The organism is Methanothermobacter sp. KEPCO-1, assembly GCF_008033705.1.
Classification (GTDB): domain Archaea; phylum Methanobacteriota; class Methanobacteria; order Methanobacteriales; family Methanothermobacteraceae; genus Methanothermobacter; species Methanothermobacter marburgensis.
On sequence record NZ_CP042937.1, the window covers coordinates 1687271 to 1710879 of the forward strand.

21 protein-coding genes and 1 pseudogene are annotated in these 23609 nt (G+C 52.2%); 15 read left to right on the forward strand and 7 right to left on the reverse strand.

The window, feature by feature from the left end; translation table 11 throughout:
* Positions 1–12 precede the first annotated feature (12 nt).
* Positions 13–258, reverse strand: a complete 246-nt coding sequence (locus tag FVF72_RS09010; RefSeq protein ID WP_013295705.1) for a DUF5654 family protein — start codon at positions 256–258, stop codon at positions 13–15.
* Positions 259–317: 59 nt separating this feature from the next.
* Complete coding sequence (locus FVF72_RS09015) at positions 318–683, reverse strand: thermonuclease family protein (protein ID WP_255503827.1); 366 nt, start codon at positions 681–683, stop codon at positions 318–320.
* Positions 684–934: 251 nt separating this feature from the next.
* Between FVF72_RS09015 and FVF72_RS09020 the strand changes: the two genes are divergently transcribed.
* The 8 genes from FVF72_RS09020 to FVF72_RS09055 all read left to right on the forward strand — a co-directional run bounded on the left by FVF72_RS09020 (position 935) and on the right by FVF72_RS09055 (position 12579).
* Positions 935–3412 (forward strand): DEAD/DEAH box helicase, encoded by a 2478-nt coding sequence (locus tag FVF72_RS09020; protein WP_147671930.1) that lies wholly within the window; start codon positions 935–937, stop codon positions 3410–3412.
* A gap of 14 nt (positions 3413–3426) precedes the next feature.
* A complete protein-coding gene (locus tag FVF72_RS09025; protein WP_147671931.1) occupies positions 3427–4341 on the forward strand; it encodes a ribonuclease H-like domain-containing protein in 915 nt (304 codons plus the stop codon).
* 86 nt (positions 4342–4427) lie between these two features.
* Positions 4428–4739 (forward strand): hypothetical protein, encoded by a 312-nt coding sequence (locus tag FVF72_RS09030; protein WP_147671932.1) that lies wholly within the window; start codon positions 4428–4430, stop codon positions 4737–4739.
* On the forward strand, positions 4739–5065 hold the full coding sequence (locus FVF72_RS09035) for a hypothetical protein (protein WP_147671933.1): 327 nt from the start codon (positions 4739–4741) through the stop codon (positions 5063–5065). The genes FVF72_RS09030 and FVF72_RS09035 overlap by 1 nt, the downstream gene beginning before the upstream one ends.
* 96 nt (positions 5066–5161) lie before the next feature.
* Positions 5162–9952 carry a DUF3320 domain-containing protein gene (locus FVF72_RS09040; RefSeq protein ID WP_147671934.1) on the forward strand — a complete coding sequence of 1597 codons (4791 nt, stop codon included), beginning with the start codon at positions 5162–5164 and terminating at the stop codon, positions 9950–9952.
* Positions 9953–9979: 27 nt separating this feature from the next.
* On the forward strand, positions 9980–11959 hold the full coding sequence (locus FVF72_RS09045; protein WP_147671935.1) for a histidine kinase dimerization/phosphoacceptor domain -containing protein: 1980 nt from the start codon (positions 9980–9982) through the stop codon (positions 11957–11959).
* 57 nt (positions 11960–12016) lie between these two features.
* Positions 12017–12301, forward strand: coding sequence for a hypothetical protein (locus tag FVF72_RS09050; protein WP_147671936.1), 285 nt, complete (start codon positions 12017–12019; stop codon positions 12299–12301).
* Complete coding sequence (locus FVF72_RS09055; protein ID WP_147671937.1) at positions 12298–12579, forward strand: hypothetical protein; 282 nt, start codon at positions 12298–12300, stop codon at positions 12577–12579. The genes FVF72_RS09050 and FVF72_RS09055 overlap by 4 nt, the downstream gene beginning before the upstream one ends.
* Before the next feature lie 37 nt (positions 12580–12616).
* Here the strand turns inward: FVF72_RS09055 and FVF72_RS09060 are convergent, their stop codons facing one another.
* Positions 12617–13315, reverse strand: a complete 699-nt coding sequence (locus tag FVF72_RS09060; RefSeq protein ID WP_147671938.1) for a hypothetical protein — start codon at positions 13313–13315, stop codon at positions 12617–12619.
* 243 nt (positions 13316–13558) lie between these two features.
* On the opposite strand from FVF72_RS09060, the gene FVF72_RS09065 reads away from it, so the two are divergent.
* The 4 genes from FVF72_RS09065 to FVF72_RS09080 all read left to right on the forward strand — a co-directional run bounded on the left by FVF72_RS09065 (position 13559) and on the right by FVF72_RS09080 (position 16749).
* The gene (locus tag FVF72_RS09065) at positions 13559–13831 is read left to right on the forward strand and encodes an ATP cone domain-containing protein (RefSeq protein ID WP_187239637.1); all 273 of its coding nucleotides are present in this window, start codon (positions 13559–13561) and stop codon (positions 13829–13831) included.
* Positions 13832–14056: 225 nt separating this feature from the next.
* Complete coding sequence (locus tag FVF72_RS09070; RefSeq protein ID WP_147671939.1) at positions 14057–14932, forward strand: extracellular solute-binding protein; 876 nt, start codon at positions 14057–14059, stop codon at positions 14930–14932.
* A gap of 87 nt (positions 14933–15019) precedes the next feature.
* A complete protein-coding gene (locus FVF72_RS09075; protein WP_147671940.1) occupies positions 15020–15706 on the forward strand; it encodes an ABC transporter permease in 687 nt (228 codons plus the stop codon).
* 2 nt (positions 15707–15708) lie between these two features.
* Positions 15709–16749: an ABC transporter ATP-binding protein gene (locus tag FVF72_RS09080; protein ID WP_147671941.1), complete on the forward strand. Its 1041-nt coding sequence runs from the start codon at positions 15709–15711 to the stop codon at positions 16747–16749.
* On the opposite strand, the gene FVF72_RS09085 is transcribed toward FVF72_RS09080, so the two are convergent.
* The 4 genes from FVF72_RS09085 to FVF72_RS09100 all read right to left on the reverse strand — a co-directional run bounded on the left by FVF72_RS09085 (position 16742) and on the right by FVF72_RS09100 (position 20243).
* The gene (locus FVF72_RS09085) at positions 16742–18487 is read right to left on the reverse strand and encodes a thiamine pyrophosphate-dependent enzyme (protein ID WP_147671942.1); all 1746 of its coding nucleotides are present in this window, start codon (positions 18485–18487) and stop codon (positions 16742–16744) included. The genes FVF72_RS09080 and FVF72_RS09085 overlap by 8 nt on opposite strands.
* A gap of 9 nt (positions 18488–18496) precedes the next feature.
* Complete coding sequence (locus FVF72_RS09090) at positions 18497–18751, reverse strand: cytochrome b5 domain-containing protein (RefSeq protein WP_255503727.1); 255 nt, start codon at positions 18749–18751, stop codon at positions 18497–18499.
* A 65-nt stretch (positions 18752–18816) separates the two neighbouring features.
* Positions 18817–19368 (reverse strand): DNA protection during starvation protein, encoded by a 552-nt coding sequence (gene dps / locus FVF72_RS09095; protein WP_013295686.1) that lies wholly within the window; start codon positions 19366–19368, stop codon positions 18817–18819.
* 83 nt (positions 19369–19451) lie between these two features.
* Positions 19452–20243, reverse strand: a complete 792-nt coding sequence (locus tag FVF72_RS09100; RefSeq protein WP_147671943.1) for a ZIP family metal transporter — start codon at positions 20241–20243, stop codon at positions 19452–19454.
* Positions 20244–20393: 150 nt separating this feature from the next.
* Here FVF72_RS09100 and FVF72_RS09105 point away from each other — a divergent pair.
* From FVF72_RS09105 to FVF72_RS09110, 3 genes and pseudogenes are all read left to right on the forward strand, one after another.
* Positions 20394–22319: pseudogene (locus FVF72_RS09105) on the forward strand (ATP-dependent helicase); the annotation flags it as partial.
* Positions 22293–23144, forward strand: coding sequence for a PD-(D/E)XK nuclease family protein (locus tag FVF72_RS09475; protein ID WP_255503828.1), 852 nt, complete (start codon positions 22293–22295; stop codon positions 23142–23144). The pseudogene FVF72_RS09105 and the gene FVF72_RS09475, both read left to right, overlap by 27 nt.
* Positions 23145–23184: 40 nt before the next feature.
* Positions 23185–23601 carry a YkvA family protein gene (locus FVF72_RS09110; RefSeq protein ID WP_147671944.1) on the forward strand — a complete coding sequence of 139 codons (417 nt, stop codon included), beginning with the start codon at positions 23185–23187 and terminating at the stop codon, positions 23599–23601.
* Positions 23602–23609 lie beyond the last annotated feature (8 nt).

The window sequence follows — 23609 nt, forward strand, 5'->3', positions numbered from 1 at the left end:
TTGATTAGTAAATCACTCTTCAGGTAGTTCTATCCCGTAATGAGCAAGGCTCCTTGCAATTAGGATGGTTGCAATGACTGCAAGGATGGTCACAATGAGCGCATAGACGAATAGTCCGGTAAGTTCATTGCCTGCCTTGAAGAACTGTGTTATGAGTGCCTTTATGGCCTCGTTCCAGGCAAGAGCCGCTATTAGGCCGAATGCAGTGGTTATCAGTGTACCCATGGTCTTAAGAACTTCGAGTTTAAATTCCCCCATTTTATCACCCCCTTAATTAGTTTATAATATTAAACATTATATTTATTATTATATTTATTTCAGGTCCACTCATATGGGTTGAACTCGGATGGTGGAATGTACATGACCTCAGCATATCCCCTCCTGAGGAGTTCCCTGTTTATGTTGACTCCGTCCACGTAGACCACGGCGAGGACCCTCCTGTATTTATCATGTCTTTTTGCATCGTCTATGTCGAGCTGCACGGTCCTTGAGAGGCACATTGATTTCATGAAGTCCTTCGCCTCCCTGTAGCCAGGCTCCCCCCTCTCAGGGGTGTTGACACCCACAAGGCGTATCCTCCCTGTCCCTGAAACATCGATGGTGTCCCCATCGACAACGTAGGTGCAGACTCCACTGGCATCATATTCACCTTTTCCAGAGACATTACCTGTATCCGAGGTCATGTAATCCTCTGGACTCACATCCGGGTAATTACTGAGGTTCTGGTCCTGGTATTCTGATTCCTCTGAGACACAGCCCGCCACCGCAGTAACGGCAAGTGCAAGGATAATCACAATTACTCTCCTGATATTAACACTCCCCTCTTCACTGTTAAATAATATGAGTTTACATGTATATATTAATTTTGAATCACGTGGGGATAGATCCATGAACTGAAAAACATTTAATAGGATCGTCCCCCAATTCTATTAACATGGTTAAAAGGGTGCTTGAGAGGTTCAGGAGGGACTGGCGCTTCAGGGATGCAGTGGAACACGTTGAGACGGTCCCCGCAAGGAGAGCTGAATACGCAAAGGTCACCGACCTCCCTGAGAACATCATGGAGTACCTTGAGGGTAACGGCATCAGACTCTACCGCCACCAGGCAGAGGCCCTCGAGGCAGTAAGGGAGGGCAGGAACATCCTCATAACAACCCCAACGGCCTCAGGGAAGACCCTGGCCTTCAACCTCCCCATAATGGAGACCCTAACCCTCGATGGGAGTGCAACGGCCCTCTACATCTACCCTGCCAAGGCACTCTCAAGGGACCAGCTGAAGGTTCTGAGGCACCTGGAATCTGAGCTTGGAATCACACTGAACCCGGCAACCTACGATGGGGACACCCCCAGGGAGATGAGGCCATGGATACGTGAGAACTCACGGGCAGTCCTCACCAACCCCCACCAGCTCCACCGTATTCTCCCATGGCACCACCAGTGGAGGAGGTTCTACAGTAACCTCAGGTACGTGGTGATAGATGAGGCCCACCAGTACCGGGGTGTCTTCGGATCAGGTGTGGCGCTCCTCATAAGGAGGCTCAGGAGGATCTGCAGGCATTACGGTTCAGATCCCAGGTTCATCCTTGCAAGTGCAACCCTGGCCAACCCTGAGGAGTTCTCAGGTAAACTGACTGGCCTGGACTTCCATATTATCTCACAGGACACGTCACCCTCCGGCCCCAGGCACTTCGTACTCTACAACCCCTACAGCAAGAGGGGGGACCCATCGGCGCACCTTGAAACCTCATCCATACTCACCTACCTTGTTCTGAGGGGTGTTCAGACCCTCTGTTTCACCGTCTCAAGGAAGATGGCTGAACTTGTAACCCGGTGGACCAGGGAACAGCTTGACAGGGAAAACAGGAAGCTCATTGACCGTGTGACATCCTACAGGGCAGGTTACCTTGCAGATCAGAGGAGGATGATAGAGTCAGGGCTTCGATCCGGGAAGCTCCTGGGCGTCACCACCACCAACGCCCTGGAGCTGGGCATAGACATCGGGTCACTGGACGCTGTCATAATATCAGGGTACCCTGGAACCATGATATCCACCTGGCAGCAGGCAGGGAGGGCGGGGAGGAACAGGAATGACTCCCTTGTTATCCTGGTGGCATTCGAGAACCCCCTGGACCAGTACATCATGAAGAACCCCTCCTTCATCTTCGAGAGGCCCCATGAGAACGCCATAATCAACCCTGAAAACAGGTTCATACTCAGGAACCATACGGCCTGCGCGGCAGCAGAGTTACCCCTAACCCTCGACGACTTCCTGGACCACGACTTCAGCATGGCGGTGGCAGGGGAGATGCTCGACGGGGGCGAACTTGAAATCTCACAGGAGGGACTGGTGTGCAGCAACGACCCCCAGTTCAGGTATGGGCTGGATGATATCTCATCAGATACCTTCACGGTGATATGCGAGGGACGGACACTTGAGACCATGAGCCGGTCCCAGGCATACAGGGAGGCCCATGAGGGCGCGGTGCTCATGAACCACGGCAACACCTACATCGTACGGGACTTTGACCTGCAGAAGAGGAGGATAACCGTTGAGAGGAGGGACGTGGAGTACCATACATCGGTCCTCAGGGAGACTGAGCTCAGGGTGATCAGGAAACTCAGAAGGAGGCGGGTGGGAAGCCTTGAGGTCAACTTCGGGGAGGTTGAGGTTACAGAGCACTACACAGGTTACAGGGTCATGAACTACAGTAAGGTCCTGGGTAAAAGGGACCTTGAACTTCCACCCATCAGGTTCAGGACCAGGGCACTCTGGTTCACGGTACCCGAAACTCTCAGAAAGAGGGTTGAAGGGGAGTACGGGGATGATGAAACATTTGAGGGCGGACTCCATGGCGCTGAGCACGCGCTCATAGCACTGTTCCCACTCCACGTGCTCTGCGACAGGATGGACATAGGGGGACTGTCAACCCCCTGGCACCCGGACACACAGGAGGCAACTGTGTTCATCTACGACGGCTTTGAGGGCGGCATAGGACTTGCTGAGAAGGGTGTTGAGGTCTTCGAGGACCTCCTCAGGTCGACACTTGAACTTGTATCATCCTGTGGCTGCAGTGACGGGTGCCCGTCATGCATCTACTCACCAAAATGTGGCAACGACAATTCACCGCTCCACAGGGACGCCACAGTGATGATACTTGAACACCTCATGGGCAGGGTCTCGGGAGATGCCCGGGATGAAAGCAGTGAGGAGGCCCCTGACGCCCTGGAAGAGGTTGAACTCCTATGCAGTGAGGGCAGGCTATCTGATGCCAAGCTGAAGCTGCATGAGATCCTTGAGGATGAGCCAGAAAATGCTGGGGCATGCTATCTCATGGGGGCCATCCTCAGGGAGCAGGGGGAGACTGAAATGGCCGATTACTTCCATGAGAGGGCCAGGAATGGAATGAATTGAATGGGGGATACTGGATGTTTGAGAAACTCAAATGGGACCTCATGAGGGAATATGAGGGCATGGAACTGGAGGAGGCCATCGGAGCATCCCGGCTGACAGCGGCGGGTGCAGAGGCACTTGAGGTATCCTTCACCAGAAGGTTGAGGTTCAGGGTGCGGGAATCAGCGGATGACATTCTCTCTGACCTCAAGCTCCTCAGGGGTGTTGGGCCGGTCACCGAGGAGAGGCTGAAGTCTGAGGGGTACCTCACGGTTCCCGACCTCCTTGCACATGATAGGTACCGGCATGAGGCCTCCAGGGTCCTTTCCATGATCCAGTCAGGGGATGTGTACAACCTGAGGTGTTACCTCAATGCATCCCCATCTGACGAGAGGGTGCTCACTGCTCTGGGACTCCTTGAGGGTGAGATGTTCACCTTCCTTGACATCGAAACCCTCGGACTCTCCGACGAACCCGTGATACTCACAGGTATGGCCTGGATTGAGGATGGTAAGATCCATGTGAGGCAGCGCCTCGCCCCTGAACCCTCCATGGAGGCCGCCGTCCTTGAGATATTCCACCACATCCCACCCGATTCGGTTCTCGTAACATTCAACGGGGCAAGCTTCGACATCCCCTATATAAGGAGGAGGTCAGAGTTCCATAACCTGAGTAACCGGCTGGAGCAATGTCATGTGGACCTCTACCATGTATCAAGGCGCCTCTGGGGTAAGAGTCTACCTGACTGCAAACTCTGCACGGTTGAGAGCCACATCCTGGGGGTGGAGAGGGACCTTGACATTCCAGGGGCATATGTGCCCGACTACTACCACACCTACCTCTCAACAGGCAACCCGGGGCCCCTTGTACCCGTGGTGGAGCACAACAGGGAGGATATAATCAACATGGCCCTCCTCCTCTCACACATCAACTCCGGGTCCACTGACTGAACGGTTATGGTGCAGATGGGGATTCTGAAGGTGAAGAACCCAATAAATAAATATTTCCTTTAACATAGTATCTGGTGGTGTTTTACATGGATATCCTGATTCTTGTAAACCGCGTGGCAGGGCTCATCCTGGGGGTCATGATAATAGTCTCATGTCTCAGGATAATCTCGGAGCTGAGGTCCAGGGAACTTGCGGTCTCCATGCTCTTCCTTAAGGGGCGGGAGTCCAGGATCATAGTTACGTCCATATTCATATCATCCATCTTCACGGTACTCGTGGGCCTCACATTCATAGGGGGACAGTCAGAGTTCGTGGTTGAGGGCCTGCTGAACCTCAACGCACTTTTCCTACTTGTGGCGGTGGGACTCCTGGCCTCGGTCATGGGGGGTGATGCCTGATGACCCCTGACTGGCTCATCATGATACCGCCCATCCTGACCCTGTACTTTGCAGCGAGGATACTCCTCAACAACCTGAGATACAGTGAGGCTGCCCTGGGGATGCTCTTCTCAAATATCAATGAGACCACACTCCTCCTGAGGGTATTCGCTGTTTCAATGATACTCTTCTCGGCCACGAGGGTAATGGACCTCATTGACCTCTTCCACCCGATACCCTGGAACGATGAGATAATAGCCGCCATAATATGGGTGGTTGACATCGTCCTTGTCTATGTCTTCTACAGGGTTGCCGCCACCACAGCACCCAAGGAGAAGAAGATCTGATGGGATGAGTGCAGAACCAGTAGAGTGATCTGTATATAAACTGAATGGAGGGCTGCTGCCTTCAGTGCAGGATATAACTGTTGAGGGAGAATCTGAATGGATAAATCTGCGAGGAAGATCATCGAGAGGGAATTTGAGAACCTTAGGGAGAAACTCCTTGACCTCACAATGCGAAACCAGCTCCTGAACTTCAGGCCAAGGTCAAGGACGGTTGAGGTTGTGAACCACGACCCTGAATACATATACACCTACCTTGTCCTCAATGGGGGTAAGATGAAACTGGCCCCCAGGAGGGAACCTGAAGAGGAGACTGACCCCGTTAATGACATGGAGGACCCCGAAGGTGAAGTGGATACCGTTAACGAGCTGGAAGACCCTGAAGGTGAAGGGGAGCTTGACCCCGGTGATGACCTGGAGGACATTAGACCCGATGATGAGAACATCCTACTGACCGACCTCACAGAATCTGAACTCCAGAGGAGGCTCTTCTACATCAACCAGAGGGCCAGGACGATGATCCAGGAGCAGGGCTACAACATACTCTACCTCGCCCTGGGTTTCCTTGAGTGGATGGCCGCAGATGAACCTGACATCAGGAGGGCCCCCCTGGTTCTCGTCCCGGTGGTCCTTGAGAGGCGAAGGGCGGGCTCATCATTCTCACTCCGCTGGGATGGCAGCGAGATCATAACCAACATGTCACTCCAGGCCAGGCTCAGGGAGGAGGGAATCGAATTACCCGAGTTCAGGATGCCCCAGAGTCCTTCAGGGATCTCAGAGTACCTCAGGAAGGTTGAGGATGCAGTGAAATCCATGGATGGCTGGGGGGTCACCGATGAGGTCCAGCTGGGTTTCTTCTCATTCACCAAGTTCCTCATGTACATGGACCTTGACCCGGCATCCTACTCAAACTGGGATGAGATAGTTGAACGCCCCCTCCTTAAGGCCCTATTCTCCATTGAAATCGATGAGGACGACGGGGAGGTGGACATAGACAGCATCCCCTACGAGGACCTCTACCACGTGGTTGACGCCGACTCATCCCAGATCGCGGTTATAGAGGATGTAAAGGCGGGTAAGAACCTTGTGGTTGAGGGGCCACCAGGGACAGGGAAGTCCCAGACCATAGTGAACCTGATAGCCGAGCTCATGGCCGCAGGAAAGACGGTACTCTTTGTGAGTGAGAAGATGGCGGCCCTCGAGGTTGTGAAGAGCAGGCTTGACTCCATAGGCCTCGGGAGGTTCTGCCTTGAACTCCACTCCCACAAGGCCAGGAAGAAGGACGTCCTCAATGAACTGGAGTCAACCCTCATGGAGGCAGAGGCAGAGAGGCCAGACGCCGAGAGGGAATTCAGGAGGGTTGAGAAACTGCGCGATGAGCTCAACGAGTACAGGAGGGCCCTCCATGAGCCACTGTACAGCATACAGCTCTCACCCTTCCAGTTATTCGGGATGAAGGAGAGCTCAGAGAGGTACTTCAATGGTGAGCTGCCATTCGTCAGGATACCCTCACCTGAGACCATAACCCCCGATGAGTGGGACGAGGCCCTGGTGGAACTGAGAAACCTTGCAAAACTCGCAGAACTCCTCCCACCCCTCCATGAGAACCCGTGGTCAGGCACCGACCCCGGGATGATGCTACCCTCCGATGTGAGGGAACTGGAGGTCCTCCTGGAGTCGGTGATGAAGGTTACCGATAAACTGATGGCAGCACTCAGGGAATTCCAGGAGAGGTACGGCTTCAGCCCAGTTAAGAATACAGGAGACCTTGAGAGGCTCGGGGAGGTGGTCTCTGTGGTTGCAGAGTCACGCCCCTTCGACCTTGGCGTCCTTGAATCAGAGATCTGGGACCGCTACAGGGCCGACGCCTTCACCCTCCTTGATAAACTCGAGGCATACACCCGCAGGAGGGAGATACTCGACAGGTTCCATGAATCTGTCCACAGCGTGGATCTGGAGGCACTCCTCAGGGAGTACCTCAAGGAGTCATCCAGCAGGATAAAATTCCTGAGCGGCAGATACAGAAAGGTAAGGAATGAGATAGAAGCCCTCTACGTTGGAAGGGCCCCTGAGAATGACTATGAGATCGTGGAGGACCTTGAGAACCTGATTGATGTCATGAGCCTGAGGGGGGAACTTGAAAGGTACAGTGGGGTGGCCGAGAGGTTCTTCGGTTCAATGTGGAACCCGGAAAACCCATCCATCCAGGACCTGAGGGCCACCGCAGAGTGGATAGTGAGGTTCAGGGACCTCCACAGTGATGGTCTCATATCAGAGAGGACACTGGAGTGCATCTCTGATGGCCTTGACGGTGATAAGCTTCTCTCTGAATTCCATGAAATCCTCGAAATCCACAGTGAACTTGAGGATAAACTTTCAAAGCTCCAGACAAGGATAAACACCCATGCCCATGTCATATTCAACTCAGCACCAGAGGAGGTCCCGTTCCGCGGCTGGCGGTCAAGGGTTAAGGCCTGGAGGGAGGCCCTCAACCTCCTCCCCCTCTGGTCCCAGTACCTTGAGAAGAAGAGGCTCTGCATGAAGACCCGCGGCGCAGCATTCATACCACTCATAGAGTCCGGGATAATCAGCATGGAGGATATAAAGCCGGCAATGGAGGGTAACCTTGCAGATGCACTCCTTGAGAGGGCCTTCAGGGAGATACCCGCCCTTTACACCTTCATTGGTGACCTCCATGAGGCCAGGATAAGGGAGTTCAGGGAGCTTGACTCCAGAATAATTGAGCTCAACAGGAAGAGGCTCATATATCAGCTCACGCGCAACATGCCCACGGTATTTGGCGGGGCTGCTCCGGACTCTGAGGAGAGCATCCTCAGCGGTGAGTTCACACGTAAGAGGGGGCATATGCCCCTCAGAAAGCTTCTTAAACTTGCAGGTGGCGTTATAAAGAGGATAAAGCCCTGTTTCATGATGAGCCCCCTCTCCATTGCACAGTACCTTGACCCGAGGAGCAGTGAACTCCAGTTTGATGTGGTGATATTCGACGAGGCATCACAGGTTAAACCGGAGGACGCCCTGGGGGCATTCCTAAGGGCCAGGAACGCTGTGGTGATGGGTGATACCAACCAGCTTCCACCAACCAGCTTCTTTGACCAGATGCTCACATCAGAGGAGGACTCTGAGGACGTGGCCACAGCGGCTGACATTGAGAGCATACTCCACCTCTGCAAGAGGAGCTTCCCTGTGAGGATGCTGAGGTGGCACTACAGGAGCCGTCACGAGTCCCTCATTGCGGTGTCAAACCAGGAGTTCTATGACAACAGGCTCCTGGTGTACCCTTCACCCTCAAGGGAGGATGAGGAACTGGGACTCCATCTCAGGTACCTTCCAGACACGGTATATGAGCGCGGAAGGACCTCATCTAACCCCCTCGAGGCCGCCGCCGTTGTTGAGGCCATAGAGGAGCACTTCATGAGGTACGGCACATCAAGGAGTCTTGGTGTGGGCACGTTCTCTGTTGCCCAGATGAATGCCATCCTCGAGGCCCTTGAGGAGAGGCTTCGGGAGAACCCTGAACTTGAGCGGCTCATAAACCAGGAGACCGATGAGCCATTCTTCATAAAGAACCTTGAAACCATACAGGGGGATGAGAGGGACGTTATCTTCATCAGTGTGGGCTACGGCTTTGATGAGAACGGGCGGATGTCCCTTAACTTCGGGCCGCTGAACCAGGAGGGCGGTGAGAGGAGGCTGAACGTCCTCATCACCAGGGCCCGTGAGAAGTGCGTGGTTTTCACCAACTTCAGGGCATCGGACCTTAAAACAGGGCCAGGGACCCCCTTCGGTGTCAGGGCACTTAAGAGGTTCCTCAGGTACGCTGAGACAGGTGTGCTTGACTCAGATTCCACCAGTAATTCACAGGGCCTCTTTGAGGATTCTGTATACGAGTTCCTGGTTGACCAGGGATTCGAGGTTGACAGGGGCGTTGGGTGTGCCGGTTTCAGGGTTGACTTCGCGGTTAAGGACCCCGATGACCCTGGCAGGTACATTGCAGGGATCCTCACCGATGGTGAGATGTACAGCAGGGCGGAGGTTGCAAGGGACCGTGACAGGCTCAGGGAGGAGATCCTCAGGAACCTGGGCTGGAACATAATCCACCTCTGGTCCTCGGACTGGTACCGGAACAGGGATGAGACACAGAGGAAGGTTGCAGATGGCCTCTCTGAGATAGTCGAGAAAACAAGGGAATCCAGGGAGGCGCATGATGTGACTGAGGTGGGGGTTCAGGTAGAGGTTGATGACCCTGAACCCCCTGAGGTTGATGAGGATTTAGATGAGTCAACCATAGAAGAGCAGGATGCAGCAGAACCACTGGAGCTCCCCGATGAATCCAGGGGGGAGGCTGTTGCCAGTTACGTCGAGTACAGCACCGATAAGTTAAGAAAACCCGACGACCTATACAAAAACCCAACACCTGTGATATCATCTGTTGTGAGTGAGATAGTATCAATGGAGGGTCCTGTACATATTGAAGAGGTTATAAGGCGTATAAGGGAGTCATGTGGACTTAGAAGAGCAGGGCGAAGGGTAAGGAGCATAATAAACTCTGCAATTGAGATGGCAGAGAACAACGGCAACATCAAGCGGAGCGGTGACTTTCTGCTCCTCACAGAATCCATGCCGGTCACCGTGAGGAGAAGGACTGGCAGGGTTGACATCTCACTCATATCCCCAATGGAGATTGAGGAGGCTGTGAGAATAGCCCTCAGGTCCACCTCAGAGGTTGATGAGGTTGTGACACGGGTCTCAAGGATGTTTGGCTTTAAAAATACCAGCAGGAAGACTGCCACAGGTATCAGAAAGGTCATAGAGGAGATGGCCCGGAGGGGTGAGGTGGTGGTTGAGGATGATACCATCAGACCAGTTTGATGCAAGCATACCGCCATTTAGATTCGCATGGAGGCGTATATGAACCCCTACTCAATCATATCCCTCCTTGCATCTGTGATTGCATTCTACACATCGGTATTCATCTACTACAGGAACCCCCGTAATAACCTCAATCTGCTTGTATCCAACCTTGGTGTTGCTGTATCATTCATGGCATTCACCGAGTTCGTCTACCGGACAGTGGCAACACCAGGGGATGCCATCATATGGCTAAGGCTGAGCCTCCTCTGGCCCATTATACCTGCAATTCTCCTCCACACAGCCCTAACATACACAGGAAGAAGGGTGGGTAAACCGGCACTTGCAGTAATCTATGCACCTGCACTTATATTCATATTAACGGGACTCCTCACTGACCTCTTCATTTCCGGTCCACTCCTCACATATTATGGCTGGACTTACGCCCTCCCGGAACCCCCTGCTGTCTTTGCACTCTTTTCGCTCTGGACCGTTACCCTGACACTGACAGCGGCAGCCATCACCCTCAGGGACTACCTGAGATCCGAAGGGTACAGGAAGAGGGAGTCCCTCTACATATTCACGGGTCTTTTCGTGCCTCTGATTGTGAGCTTCACAACTGACTTCATTTTCAGGGACCTTATGGGCCTGGTCTTCCCGGAGTTCACCCAGACCATGCTATCCATTGGCCTGCTTTTCATTGCCTACGGGGTCTGGAGGTACGACTTTCCAGAGCTCTCACCTGCCATCGCTGCAAGGAGCATAGCTGATGTTATGCCCAACTTCCTCATCATAACGGACCTTGAGGGGAGGGTTACAAGCTGCAGCAGGAGCGTCCATGAGAAGCTCTCCTACAGCCCCGAAGACCTGAAGGGAAAACAATTCCGGGATCTTTTTGACCCGTCTGAAAGGGAGATGCTCAGGGAGGTGGTCTCGGGTTTCAGTTCATCTGAAATGGAGACCAGGATAATCTCAGCGGACGGAAGGACAACTGACGTTCTCCTCACAGCATCCCCCATAAGGGGGCGCTTCAGGGAGCCAATTGGGTTCGTATTCATTGCAACCGATATAAGCCTCCAGAGGAGGGCCACAGAGAGGCTCCGTGAGAGTGAGATGAGGTTCAGGGGAGTTGCCGATAACACATCAGATGGTATCGCCATAACCGATGAATCAGATACTGTAATCTACTGGAACCGGGCACTTGAGGAGATAACATCCGCCGGAAGGGATGACGCTCTGGGAAGGAAGATGCCTGAGATATGCTCCGAGGTGATCCTTGAGGCGCGTGGGAATGATGAGTTCCTCATAAGGGGTGAGAGGGTGGTCAGAATCTTCAGATTCAGCATCATGCCAGGGCTCGGGGCTGTGCTTGTGAGGGATGTTACAGAGACCAGGCGCTATGAGGAATCACTGATATCAGCCCTCAGGGAGAGGGAGACACTTATAAGGGAGATACACCATCGTGTAAAGAATAACCTGCAGATAATATCCAGTCTCCTGAACATGCAGAAGCCCTACATAAGGGACGCTGAGGACCTCAGGATATTTGAGGAGAGCCAGACCCGTATAAAGTCCATGGCCATGATACACGAGAACCTCTACCATTCAGAGACCCTCTCAGAGATAAACATGAGTAACTACTTCTCACGCCTTGTAACTGAGATCCTTTCAACCTATGGGGCCTCAGGTATCGTATCAGACATCAGAGTGGATGACCTGAGCCTCGATATTGAGCTGGCGGTCCCTCTGGCCCTCATAGTCAGTGAACTTGTCACAAATTCAGTAAAGTACGCCTTCCCTGATGGAAAGGGGAGAATCATAATCAGCTTCAACTTCAGGGATGGGGTGTACCTCCTGAATTACAGGGACACCGGTCGGGGGGTTCCAGAGGATTTCAGTTCAGGTTCATCGGATTCACTGGGAATGACCCTTGTGAGGGCCCTTGTTGGTCAGCTTGACGGTGAACTTGAAACCTTCAATGAGGGAGGGGCGGTTTCCAGGATAACCTTTCCTGAGAGAAGTTCCTGAACCGTGTGATGGAAAGAACTAAATTATCCAGGGGACATATATGTACATGGTGATAGGATGATCCCCTATGGACGTGAATTTCAGGTGGCCCAGCTCATATCCACAGTTATAACCGGTCTGAGCCTCATTTACATGGTGAGGGTCTCTGCTCATGATGGTAGATGGATCCCCATGACCATCGCGGTTTTTCTGCTCTTTATATCCACGGTGTTCGGTTTTATGAGGGAGATAATGGCATTTGACCTTATGAGGACCATTGAGTGGGTCTTCATCATGCTTGCAGCGGCAATGTTCCTCTATGCCTCAGTGAGGTCCAACAGAAAACTGGAGGCTGAGACATGATAGTGGTTCTCCTAAAGGCCGCGGCCCTCATATTCATAACCCTTGCAGCGGCGGTTTCTGTGAGGAACTACATGCTTACAAGGTTCGCGTCTGGGGTCTGGGGATTCGTGTCCATGGGACTTGTAAGTGGCGCCATAATCATCGGCGTGAGGTTCATAAAGGAGTTCATACCCCTCATGGAGTTTGAGGTGGTTAAGATCTGTCTTCTCCCCGTTATGATGGCATTCATCCTCGCAGCGTCATTTGAGCTTAACAGGGACATACTGAAGCCCATCTAGTTTTACTATTAAGTTAGAGGGATGATCTGATGCCTATCTAGTCCTTCTCTTCATCTATCCCCTCGAACCTTGCGATTTCATCAACCCAGTCAAGGCAGTAGTTCTTCTCCTCAGCCCTTTTTATGAGTATTATGCCTGTCACAGCCCCGAAGATACCGCCTATGAGATCTGTGAGGAGGTCCATCATGGTGTCGGTGAGCGGATCCATGACGGGTGAGCCCTGGGTGGGGCCGGTGGGGAGGAAGTGCTCTATGTGCCTGTAGAGGTGGTGGTCGTAGCCGTACTCAACCAGTTCAAGTAGGGCGCCTATACCCAGTGTCACGAATATTATGAGAAAAGCCATTATGAAGAGACTGGTCCTTATCTTCCCGTAGACATAGGCGGTGTAGAGGAGCATCATCCCGATGAGGGCCACTATGAAGGGGACTGTGAAGTGCATGAACTTGTCATAGTAGGCTATGCGCCCGTAGAGGCCAAATGTATTGCCCAGTATATACTCCAGTGCAACCACGCTGAGGAAGAGGATCTCTATCTCAACCGGGACGACGCTGAGGCCATCCGGGTGTCTGAGGGCCGGGAGGTACACCACTGCCACCGCAAGGAGCGTCATGAGCCCGAAGACCTTTGTGCCCCCGGCCCCGAAGACAACTATTATCAAACCCATAACCACAAGGAATATCCTCATTGCCGTAAGCAGCTTCCTCTTCCATGAACCATTCTCTCTGCACTCATTCATTATTAACCTCCATGATGAACTTCTTGATCTCCATGAGGAGGTCAGAGGTGATGTTTCAGGTTCATCGAGTGCCTAGAAACATCCATTTCAGATATTCTTTTCCAGGGAGTCACTCAAGCACCATGTGTTTTGAATACCAGTATTTTTATGTAATCTGTTCTGAATAAGCTTTATTAGGTCCTTCCTTTTTTTAACTGGAAAAAAATTTATTGAAAGATGAACATAATATACAGAGTGATCATTATGAATGTGATAAAGAGGAGGGGTTCCAGGGAGGCCTACGACCCATCAAAGATACGGGCCTCACTTGAGAAGGCCGCCATTGATGCAGGTTACAGTCCCGAGGAGAAGAGGGAGATCATTGAGAAGGTCTACCAGACCGTTACAGAGAAGATAAAGGGCGAGGAGGATATCAAAACCGATACCATAAGGATGTGCCTTTTAACCGAGCTTGATAAGTGCGAGCCCTACATTGCAAGGTCCTGGAGAAGATTTGAAAAGAAGTATAAGGGTTAGGGTCTGTTTTACTTTTTCTGAGGATTTGAAAGGAAGTATAAGGGTTATGCCCTTAATAATCAACTCCATTTATTTATTTGAGAAAATCTAACGATATTTTAAGATTTTGAGGATAACCACTCTTCTTTTTATATAGCTGACACGACACATCCTTCCGCCATAAAACCGATATGTATATGTATTGCATGTCGATACAGTATATCTGTTGTAATGGAGGTTCCAAGCATGGAGAAAAAATACGTTGCTATGGTGGCTCTTATTGCAGTGATTATAGGAGCAGCCATTTATGAGATATCAGACAATGGAAACAGGCAGATACTCAGAATATCCACAACAACAAGCCTTGAGGATACAGGGCTCCTTGAGAGTGTGGAGGCAGCATTCGAGAAAAAATACCCTGACATCGATGTGCAGATAGTTTCAGGTGGTACGGGTATAGCCCTTGAGCGGGGAAAAAGGGGCGACGCCGACCTTGTCATAGTGCACGATAAAAACAGAGAGAAGGAGTTCATAAAGGAGGGTTACGGTAAAGAAAGACACCCCTTCGCCTACAACTACTTCTACATTGTGGGGCCAGAGAACGACCCCGCGAATATCAGTGAAGCTAAATCTGCAGAGGACGCATTCAGGAGGATCCTTGAGGCAGCAGCCAGAAACCCCTCTGTGAAATTCGTATCAAGGGGGGACAACTCAGGCACCAATTCAAGGGAGATAAAGATCTGGAAAAACGTAACAGACTACAACGCAACAGTCAATGGATCAGCATGGTACATTGAAACCGGGAGCGGAATGGGGGACACACTCAGGGTTGCAGACCAGAAGGGCGCCTACACACTCACAGATTCAGGCACATACCTTGCCTACAGAAGCAACATCACACTTGTGACATACCTCACACAGGATAAGGCGCTACTGAATGTCTATGCAGCAATACCCGTGAACCCGCAGAAGGTGAGGGGCGTAAACAGCGTGGCTGCAGAGAAATTCGTTGACTTCCTCCTGAGCGATGAGTGCCAGAAACTCATAGCAGATTACGGAAAGGATAAATACGGCCAGCCACTCTTCACAGCCCTCTTTGGAGGGGATGAACCAAAAAGCTAAAATAGGAATACTTAATATTTACTTAACAAATTTTAACTGATTTTAATTTTCTTTAACTGATTTTAATTTTCCAGGAGATGCTGGTAATTGAACGAGATAGTAACTGGATTCTTAAGGGCCATTGAACTCATGGCATCACTTGACCCTGAACTCATTGACATAACAGCAAGGACACTCATGATTTCAGTCTCATCCACGGTCCTGGCATCTCTAATTGCAGTTCCAGTGGCGGCGATGATTGACCTGCGGGATTTCAGAGGAAAGAGGGCCCTCCTTAACATCATACAGACCCTCTACAGCATCCCCACGGTACTTGTGGGCCTCTTTGTATTCCTCCTCATCTCACGCTCAGGGCCCCTGGGTCCGCTCAACCTCCTCTTCACACCTGCAGGTATGGTACTCGGCCAGACCATACTCATCCTCCCGCTGGTCACAGGCTTCAGTATCACAGCCCTCAGAAGTGTTAAACCGGAGCTCAGGGACCTTGCAAGATCCCTGGGCGCCACCGAGTTCCAGGTTATGCTAAGGGTTTTAGAGGAGGCAAGGTACGCTGTCATGGCAGCCATCATCCTGGGATTCGGGAGGGCAATCTCAGAGGTCGGGGCCGCCATAATGCTCGGTGGAAACATAAGGGGCTTCACAAGGGTCATAACAACCGCCATATCCCTGGAAACCTCAAGGGGGAACCTTGAACTCTCAATAGCCCTGGGGATAATACTCCTCATCATATCACTTGCAGTTAACACAGTACTGAACCACTTCCAGGAGAAATAGTCATGAACGTGCTTGAACTCCACGGGATAGAAAAGACCTACGGGGACGTGAGGGTCCTGGATGATGTGAATCTTGAGGTCAGAGAGGGTGAGACCCTTGGAATCATAGGGCCCACAGGGGCAGGGAAATCCACACTCCTACGTATAATAAACCTTCTGGAAAGGCCGGACAGTGGCGAAATAATCTTCCAGGGCGAGAACGTGGCTGAGAAGAGGGATGTGGATGTCAGGAGAAGGATGGGCATGGTATTCCAGAACACCCCTGTATTTCGTGGTACCATAAGGGAGAGCATCCTCTACGGCCCCCATTTGAGGGGAATGAAACCAGAGGATCGGGAGGTCCGTGAGATCCTTGAACTGGTGGGCCTTGAGGACGCCTCAAGGAAGACAAATGAACTATCTGGTGGTGAGAGGCAGCGCCTGGCACTTGCCCAGGTGCTCATAAACCGTCCTGAACTTGTGCTCCTGGATGAGGCAACATCGAGCCTTGACCCTGTATCCACAAGGAGGATGGAGGAGGTCATATCTGAGCTTGACGTTACGGTGATACTCACAACCCATGACCTCATCCAGGGCCAGAAGCTCTCTGACAGGATCGCCATACTCAACAGGAGGATCCTCCAGGTGGGTGAACCCGCGGAGGTGTTCAGGAGGCCTGCGAGCAGGTTCGTTGCAGAGTTTGTCGGTGCAGAGAACATACTCAGGGGGAGGGCCAGGGTCACCCCTGACGGTGTAACCATAATAGAATGTGATGGCGTGAGTATCTACTCATCAGAGGAGGCCGAGGGCGTGGTTTCAGCCACCGTGAGGCCCGAGGATATAACTGTATCCTGGGGGAGGGTGGAGTCAAGTGCACTGAACCAGCTCCGGGGGACAGTGAAGGCGATACGTGATTCAGGTACCCTGCAGGAACTTGAGGTCAGGTGTGGTGGTGAGACACTCACTGTCCACATGACAGCAAGGTCACTCCATGATATGGGGATCACCACAGGCTCAGAGGTCTGGCTTGAATTCAAGGCATCCGCGGTCCATGTAATCAGATGAAGCGCCTCGGGTCGGTTTCGATGTCCACGACCACAGGTCCATCTGTTCCAAGGGCATCTGAAACAGCATCCTCCAGTTTGTCTGGTTCGGTGACCCGGATTCCCCGGCCGCCGCAGTTCTCAGCGAACCCTGCGAAGTCACAGTTCTGGAGTTCGGTCTGCCATGCGGGGAAACCCTCAACCAGCTGCTCCTGCATTATCATCCCGAGGCTCCTGTTGTTGAGTATGAAGACCCTCACAGGGAGATGGTACTTCACAGCGGTGAGAAATTCAGCCATTACCATGGAAAAACCCCCATCCCCTGTTATACATGCAACCTCCCTGTCAGGGAACTCCAGCTGCGCCGCAATCGCAGCCGGAAGCCCGAAGCCCATTGAACCAAGGTACCCCGAGAAGATGAGCCTCTGTGTGCCCCTCATCTGGAAGTTCCTTCCAAACCACCAGCCGTTCTCACCAACGTCAAGTGCTATGACTGCCCCCTGATCAAGGAGGTCATTGAGGACAGCCATTATGTACTGTGGCCTTATGGGCCTTGAGGATGGGTCGATTTCAGATTCAAGAAGATCCAGCCACCTTGCCCTGAGTTCCCTGAGCTCTGCCCTGTAGGACTCCCTCCTCCTCTCACGGGTCATGGAGAGAAGCTCAGGTACTGTGTGTGATGATCTACCCTCGAGGCCCATCTCAACCGGGTGGCGCCTTGCGATCATGAGGGGGTCTATGTCAATCTGCAGGATCCTCCCAGGGGGAAGCTGGGTGAGGTCAGAGAAGGATGATCCGATAACAATAAGGAGATCAGCTTTTCTAACAGCCTCTGCAGCCGCAGTGGACCCCAGACTACCGTGACAGCCCAGGTAAAGGGGGTGGTGGTTATCAACAACCCCCTTACCCCGGAATGTGGTCACAATCCCGGCCCCTATCCTCTCTGCAAGTTCAACAACACTTTCTGCAGCTTCAAGCGCCCCGAAACCAGCGATTATTATGGGGCGCTCTGCAGAATCAATTAAGGATGCGGCATCCTTCAGCTGATGTCTGGGAACGGTCACCGATACCGGGGCGATCGAACCGGCCAGCGGCCTCACTTCGGCAGTGCACTCCATTGTCTGAACGTCCCTGGGGACATCGATATGTGAAACACCCCTCTCAATGATGGCGTGTTTCAGGGCCTCCCCCACAATCTCCGGGGTCTCATCAGGGCTTATGATGGTCATGTTGTACACTGTCAGGGACTCGAAGAGGCTGTGCTGGTCTATCTCCTGACTTGCACCTGTCCCGATCCTGTAGGTTTCAACCTGTCCTGTCACAGCTATAACCGGCGCCCTGTCAAGGGCCGCGTCCAGGAGTCCGGTTATGAGGTTCGATGCCCCGGGGCCAGCGACTGCCAGGCAGACCGCAGGGTTTCCTGTGAGTTTGCCATAGGCAGAGGCCATAAATGCCGCTGCTGCCTCATGGCGCACCTGTATGTACCTCACGTCACTGTTCCTTCGTATTGCATCAACAAGTCCCAGTGTTGATGTACCCGGGATCCCGAAGACGTACCTGACTCCCCAGGCTGCAAGCTGTTCTATAAAAACATCAGAGACCGTCCTCCCTGTCCCCATGGATCTGGAACCCAGCCTCACAAACGCGTCCTTTGGTGCGTTGCATACCGGGCAGCGCCATTCCACTGGGAGTGAGTCGAATTCACCCTCATTTTCCTCATGGAAGATGTAATTGCATACCGTGCACCTGAAGTCTGCCATCTGAAGCCCTCATTTCACCTTCAGGGTACCAACCATAGGGAACCTTTCAAGGAGTTCCCTGCCATGGGGGGCTTTCTCCAGCTCATGGGTGAGATCCCCTCCTGCCCTGTGGATGACCTGGTGACGGCCATCCCTCCATAGGAAACTCTCTGATACATCATAGACAATCCCGTCACATGCAACGTATGCGGGACCTGAAATTCCATCAAATTTTCTGAGATCATCAGGGGTGAACTCCCTCATTCCACCACCCAGCCGCTTCACTTCTGGCCCCATTTTCTTCAGGATACTCCGTTGTTAACTCAGCCATCCCAGCACCATGGGAAAGACTATTCAAGGAATTTCCTCACAAAGGGTGATGTTTCACCGCGCCTCATGAAGTGCCCTGATGGGCCCTCACCCAGGAACTCTGAGAACCATGACTCATGCTGTATCTCCTCGTGGAGTATGGAGAGTGCCAGGTCATAGGTTCTGTGGTCCTTACCGGCCGTTATATTGCATATGTGGGTGTACTGCCTCACAGCGCACCTCTCTGCGGCAACAAGGACCTCAAGTATCTTCATGGTGTCAGTGGTCTTCTCAGGGAGGTATGCCGGGGGGCAGCCTGAGATATCATGGAATTCCTTCATATCCTGTGGGAGTTCACCTCCAAGTTCGTATATCCTTGGGACAAGTGCCTCAAAGTGGTTACGGTCCTCTATCCTTGCAGATTCCGCTATCTCCTTTATTCCCTCACCATCAAGGCCTATCAGGTTGGCCCTGAGTATCGTGTAGTAGTAGAAGGTTGTGAGTTCCGCCGCGGCGTTCTTCACAAGGAGTTCAACGAGTTCATCCACATCTATACCTGAATTTTCAACCATTTCACGGGTAACCCTGGCCATACTATCACCTCTGAATATTATGTAGGACATCCCTAATAAAATGTGATAGTGAATATCCTTCCAGGGTAATTTCTGAAAAAATTTCAGGAAAGGGCCAGGTCAAGTATCATCATGAGAACAAAGCCTAAAAGGGCTGATACCGTTGCAAGGTCCGTGTTACCACCACTCTGGCACTCGGGGATGATGTCCTCTATCACAACGAATATCATGGCACCCGCAGCAAAGCCCAGGGCGTAGGGCATGACCCATGAGAATGAGTAAACCAGAATAGCGCCTGCAAGACCCCCGAGGATCTCAACTAGACCCGATACCTGGCCGTAGGTGAAACTCCTCCATTCGGATAAACCCTCACCCCTCAGTGGCAGGGAGACCGCGGCCCCCTCAGGCAGGTTCTGTATACCTATACCCAGGGCCAGGGTGATGGGGGCTGCAAGTTCACCTGTGGCTGCAGCGGCCCCGAAGGCAACGCCAACCGCAAGTCCCTCCGGGATGTTGTGTATGGCAACGGCAAGAAGAAGGAGCCTGTTCCTCTTCCAGGTGGTGGGGAGCCCCTCTGCATCCTCAGGGTCGCATCCAGGGTGAAGGTGGGGTATGATCTTATCCACACCTGAAAGGAAGAGTCCCCCTGCAAGGAAACCAAGGGCCGGCGGTAACCACTCGGCATACCCGTTGAGGGCTGAAAGTTCAATTGCAGGGACCAGGAGCGACCAGAAACTTGCAGCGATCATTATACCCGCTGCAAAGCCAAGTGAGGAGTCAAGGAGTTTCCTCTCAGCCCTTACAGGCAGAAAAACCAGGGCCGCCCCTGCAAGTGTCATGAGCCAGGTGAAGACAGTTGCAAGGAATGCGTTGAGGATGGGGTCCGCAGGGTTCATTGTAGATTGTATGTCTGTGGTAAGCTAATAAAGTTACACAGGAAAACACATCTTGAGAAATCGGTGACTAGAATATCACCACCGGGATTGCTGCACTGTTACCGGGGAAAACATTAATATATTCACCACCCAATCTATGAAACAGTCACGATGACAGGATCACTCTGCAGGAAAGGGGAGGCGTGTACAGAGAGCCAGAAGAGAGCCGTTAAGAAGACCGACGGGCCACTTGTAATTGTGGCAGGACCCGGCGCCGGGAAAACAAGGGTTCTTGTTGAGAGGACAGCTTACCTTGTTAAAAGAAAGGGTGTTAGCCCGGAGAATATACTTGTTATAACCTTCACAGAGAAGGCGGCAGATGAGCTGAAGTCAAGGCTCATAAACTGCGTTGGACTGGACGCCGAACTCATGCAGATATCAACCATACACTCATTCTGCAGCACCATACTCAGGGAGCACCCCGAGGAACATGACCTTGGAGCCGGATTTGAGATCCTGGACGAGGAGTCCCAGCTGATGTTCCTCAGATCGGTCTTCTACAGGATCGGCCTCAACAGCTTCATGAATATGGGTGAGGTCCATGAGGCAATCGAATTCTTCAACAGGTGCACCGAGAACTGCGTGGACCCTGACGAACTCAGGGAGGCCCTCAAAAAACGTTACCCTGATAAGAGGAGATACCATGGCATGGCAGCCTGCTACAGCCAATACCTGAAGGCCCTAAGGGATGAGAAGAAGATAGACTTCCCTGGACTTGAAAAGGAGGTTTGCCTCCTCCTTAAATCAAACGAGGATGTTCTTGAATCTGTCAGAAATAAATACAGGTACATAATGATCGACGAGTACCAGGACACGAGTCCCATCCAGGAGAAGATATTCAGGAGGATAGCAGGGCCCGAATCAAGCATATGCGTTGTTGGGGATGAGGACCAGAGCATCTACGGGTTCAGGGGCGCCACCCCCGAGAACTTCATAAGGTTCAGGGACAAATACGATGCAGAGGTGGTGTTCCTTGAGGACAACTTCAGGTCAAGGGCCGGGATAGTGCTCACAGCCGACAGGTTCATGAGGGGGGAGAGGCACTACAGGAAAACCATAAAGCCTGTGAGGGGCGGCGGAACAGACGTTGTGATACTCAAAAGCCGTGATGTTAACTCCGAGGCCCGAAACATAGTATCCTTAATAAAGAAACTCAAATCCACAGGCAAAATCCCCGACTATGGATACGTTGCACTTCTATTCAGGAGCGTGCGCTACCATGCAGACAAGGTACTGAGGGAGCTCAGAAGGGAGGGGATCCCCTACATAGTCCGCGGTGACGGGTCATTCCTCAAAAGGTACGAGGTAAGGAGGATGCTCTACTTCCTGGCCTACGTGGACCCCCCTGATTACGACGATAAATTCAGTGGAAGATGGGGTGGCTGGTGGAACATCTCCATGTTCTAGGGCGACTTCCTTGATCTGGGTAGGGAAACACTGGAGGCCCTTGAATCCCTTGATAGGGATGTGAAACTCTCGGATTTCACCTCAATCCAGGAACTCGAGGCTGCGGGTATCAGGGGTGAGGATGCAGAGAAGATACTCGGCCTCAACAGGATCCGGGAGGAAATTGAAGAGGGCTCACTGAGTGTCCTTCAGACCTTCTACAGGATACTGGAGGTGACAGGTTACCTCAGAAGACTCCTCCTTGATGGTAGTGACAAGAGCAGGGCAAGGATATTCAACCTTGCAAAGCTCAGTTCACTCATAGACAAGTATGAGACAATAAAGCCGGGGGCCAGGATACAGGACATCCTCTGGTACCTATACCTCCTCCCCCAGCACCTCCACCACGACGAGGCCGTCCTGGAGGACCCGGCATCAGTGAAGGTGATGACAGTCCACCAGGCAAAGGGCCTTGAGTTCCCGGTTGTGTTCATCTGCTCGGTCATAAAAGGAAGGTTCCCTGGTATAAAGAGAAGGAGAAAGGAACTGGTGCCCATCCCCCAGGAACTGCTTCTCTCATCTGGGGAACCCGAGGATGAGGACCGTAGGCTCTTCTACGTTGCAATGACGAGGGCACAGGACGCACTGATCATCTCCACCGCACCCAGAATCAACACGAGGAAGGTGGGTATCTCCCCATACATCACCGAGTTAAGGGAGAAGTGCGGGATATACGAGTGTGAGTGCACATCCATTGAGGGGTGCCTTGAGAGGGAGTGGTCAGAGGAGCCCCTGAGGATCAACTTCTCGGCCCTCTTCACCTACGAGGAGTGCCCCTTCAGGTACATGATGATCTACCATTACGGCTTTGTCTACCCTGAAACATTCATGCAGCGCTACGGTATCATACTCCACAGGTGCCTCGAAGAGTTACACCTTGCAATGAAGAATTCAGAGGACATAAACGGGGCATTCATAAGGGAACTCGTTGAAAGGTGCTGGATACCCATGGGGAGAGACGATGAGGTGAAAAAGAGGCGCCTTGAAAGGGAACTCCTCAACTACTACCATGACAGCAGGGACCATATAGCGGAGGTTGTATCGGTGGAGGAGCCATTCTCCATACCCGACGATGATATAATAATTGAGGGTCGGACCGACCTCATCATCAGGAACTCTGAGGGTGAACTGGAGCTTGTGGACTTCAAGGCCCGGGAACATGGGGGGATTGAGAGGATGGGACTCGAATACCAGCTCAGGACCTATGAGTATGCACTGAGGGACAGATACAATTTTGACAGGCTCTCTGCATACGCAATAAGGGACTCCATGAGGATGTCATTTGACTCCGACCCCAACTTCACTGTGAGGGAGAGGATAGAGGAGACAGTTGAGAAAATAAGGAGTGAGTGCTTCGAGCCCCGCAGGAATCAGTTCTGCTCAAGGTGTGTATTCAGGAACTTCTGTGGGGTATAGCTGATGGAATTTACGCATATGGGTGATTGAGGTGTTTCTTATGGATTTCACGCATTTCTATGATGTTTTACGGGAGAACATTAACAGTTACCGTGGAGAATATGAGAAGATAGTGGACTACGCCCCGGATCTCTTCCGGCTGCTGGCTGACGTGCTAAGGAATGATGAGCTGGGGAGTGATGAGCGGCTGAGGATATCCGCTGCCATGGGCTACCTGGTGGCCCCCTACGATGTGATACCCGAGGAGATCTATGGTCCACATGGATACATAGACGACGTGTACCTCTGCGCCGTGGTTATTGAGGAAATTGCATCCAGGCACGGGTACGGGTTCCTGGAGGAGTACTGGGCCGGTGATGAGGACCTTGAATACGTGATTGAGGAGTGCATGGAGAGGGCCTCGGAGATACTGGGGGAGAAAACAGAGGAAATACTCTCATATGCCGGTTTGAGGTGAAATGTCTA

Coding starts and splice junctions, on each gene's coding strand:
- FVF72_RS09475 (WP_255503828.1), top strand. CDS start 22,293: ATGACGAGGGCACAGGACGCACTGATCATCTCCACCGCACCCAGAATC.
- FVF72_RS09065 (WP_187239637.1), top strand. CDS start 13,559: ATGAATGTGATAAAGAGGAGGGGTTCCAGGGAGGCCTACGACCCATCA.
- dps (WP_013295686.1), bottom strand. CDS start 19,368: ATGGCCAGGGTTACCCGTGAAATGGTTGAAAATTCAGGTATAGATGTG.
- FVF72_RS09050 (WP_147671936.1), top strand. CDS start 12,017: ATGATCCCCTATGGACGTGAATTTCAGGTGGCCCAGCTCATATCCACA.
- FVF72_RS09020 (WP_147671930.1), top strand. CDS start 935: ATGGTTAAAAGGGTGCTTGAGAGGTTCAGGAGGGACTGGCGCTTCAGG.
- FVF72_RS09055 (WP_147671937.1), top strand. CDS start 12,298: ATGATAGTGGTTCTCCTAAAGGCCGCGGCCCTCATATTCATAACCCTT.
- FVF72_RS09085 (WP_147671942.1), bottom strand. CDS start 18,487: ATGGCAGACTTCAGGTGCACGGTATGCAATTACATCTTCCATGAGGAA.
- FVF72_RS09070 (WP_147671939.1), top strand. CDS start 14,057: ATGGAGAAAAAATACGTTGCTATGGTGGCTCTTATTGCAGTGATTATA.
- FVF72_RS09010 (WP_013295705.1), bottom strand. CDS start 258: ATGGGGGAATTTAAACTCGAAGTTCTTAAGACCATGGGTACACTGATA.
- FVF72_RS09015 (WP_255503827.1), bottom strand. CDS start 683: ATGACCTCGGATACAGGTAATGTCTCTGGAAAAGGTGAATATGATGCC.
- FVF72_RS09080 (WP_147671941.1), top strand. CDS start 15,709: ATGAACGTGCTTGAACTCCACGGGATAGAAAAGACCTACGGGGACGTG.
- FVF72_RS09045 (WP_147671935.1), top strand. CDS start 9,980: ATGGAGGCGTATATGAACCCCTACTCAATCATATCCCTCCTTGCATCT.
- FVF72_RS09100 (WP_147671943.1), bottom strand. CDS start 20,243: ATGAACCCTGCGGACCCCATCCTCAACGCATTCCTTGCAACTGTCTTC.
- FVF72_RS09025 (WP_147671931.1), top strand. CDS start 3,427: ATGTTTGAGAAACTCAAATGGGACCTCATGAGGGAATATGAGGGCATG.
- FVF72_RS09110 (WP_147671944.1), top strand. CDS start 23,185: ATGGATTTCACGCATTTCTATGATGTTTTACGGGAGAACATTAACAGT.
- FVF72_RS09040 (WP_147671934.1), top strand. CDS start 5,162: ATGGATAAATCTGCGAGGAAGATCATCGAGAGGGAATTTGAGAACCTT.
- FVF72_RS09035 (WP_147671933.1), top strand. CDS start 4,739: ATGACCCCTGACTGGCTCATCATGATACCGCCCATCCTGACCCTGTAC.
- FVF72_RS09060 (WP_147671938.1), bottom strand. CDS start 13,315: ATGAATGAGTGCAGAGAGAATGGTTCATGGAAGAGGAAGCTGCTTACG.
- FVF72_RS09030 (WP_147671932.1), top strand. CDS start 4,428: ATGGATATCCTGATTCTTGTAAACCGCGTGGCAGGGCTCATCCTGGGG.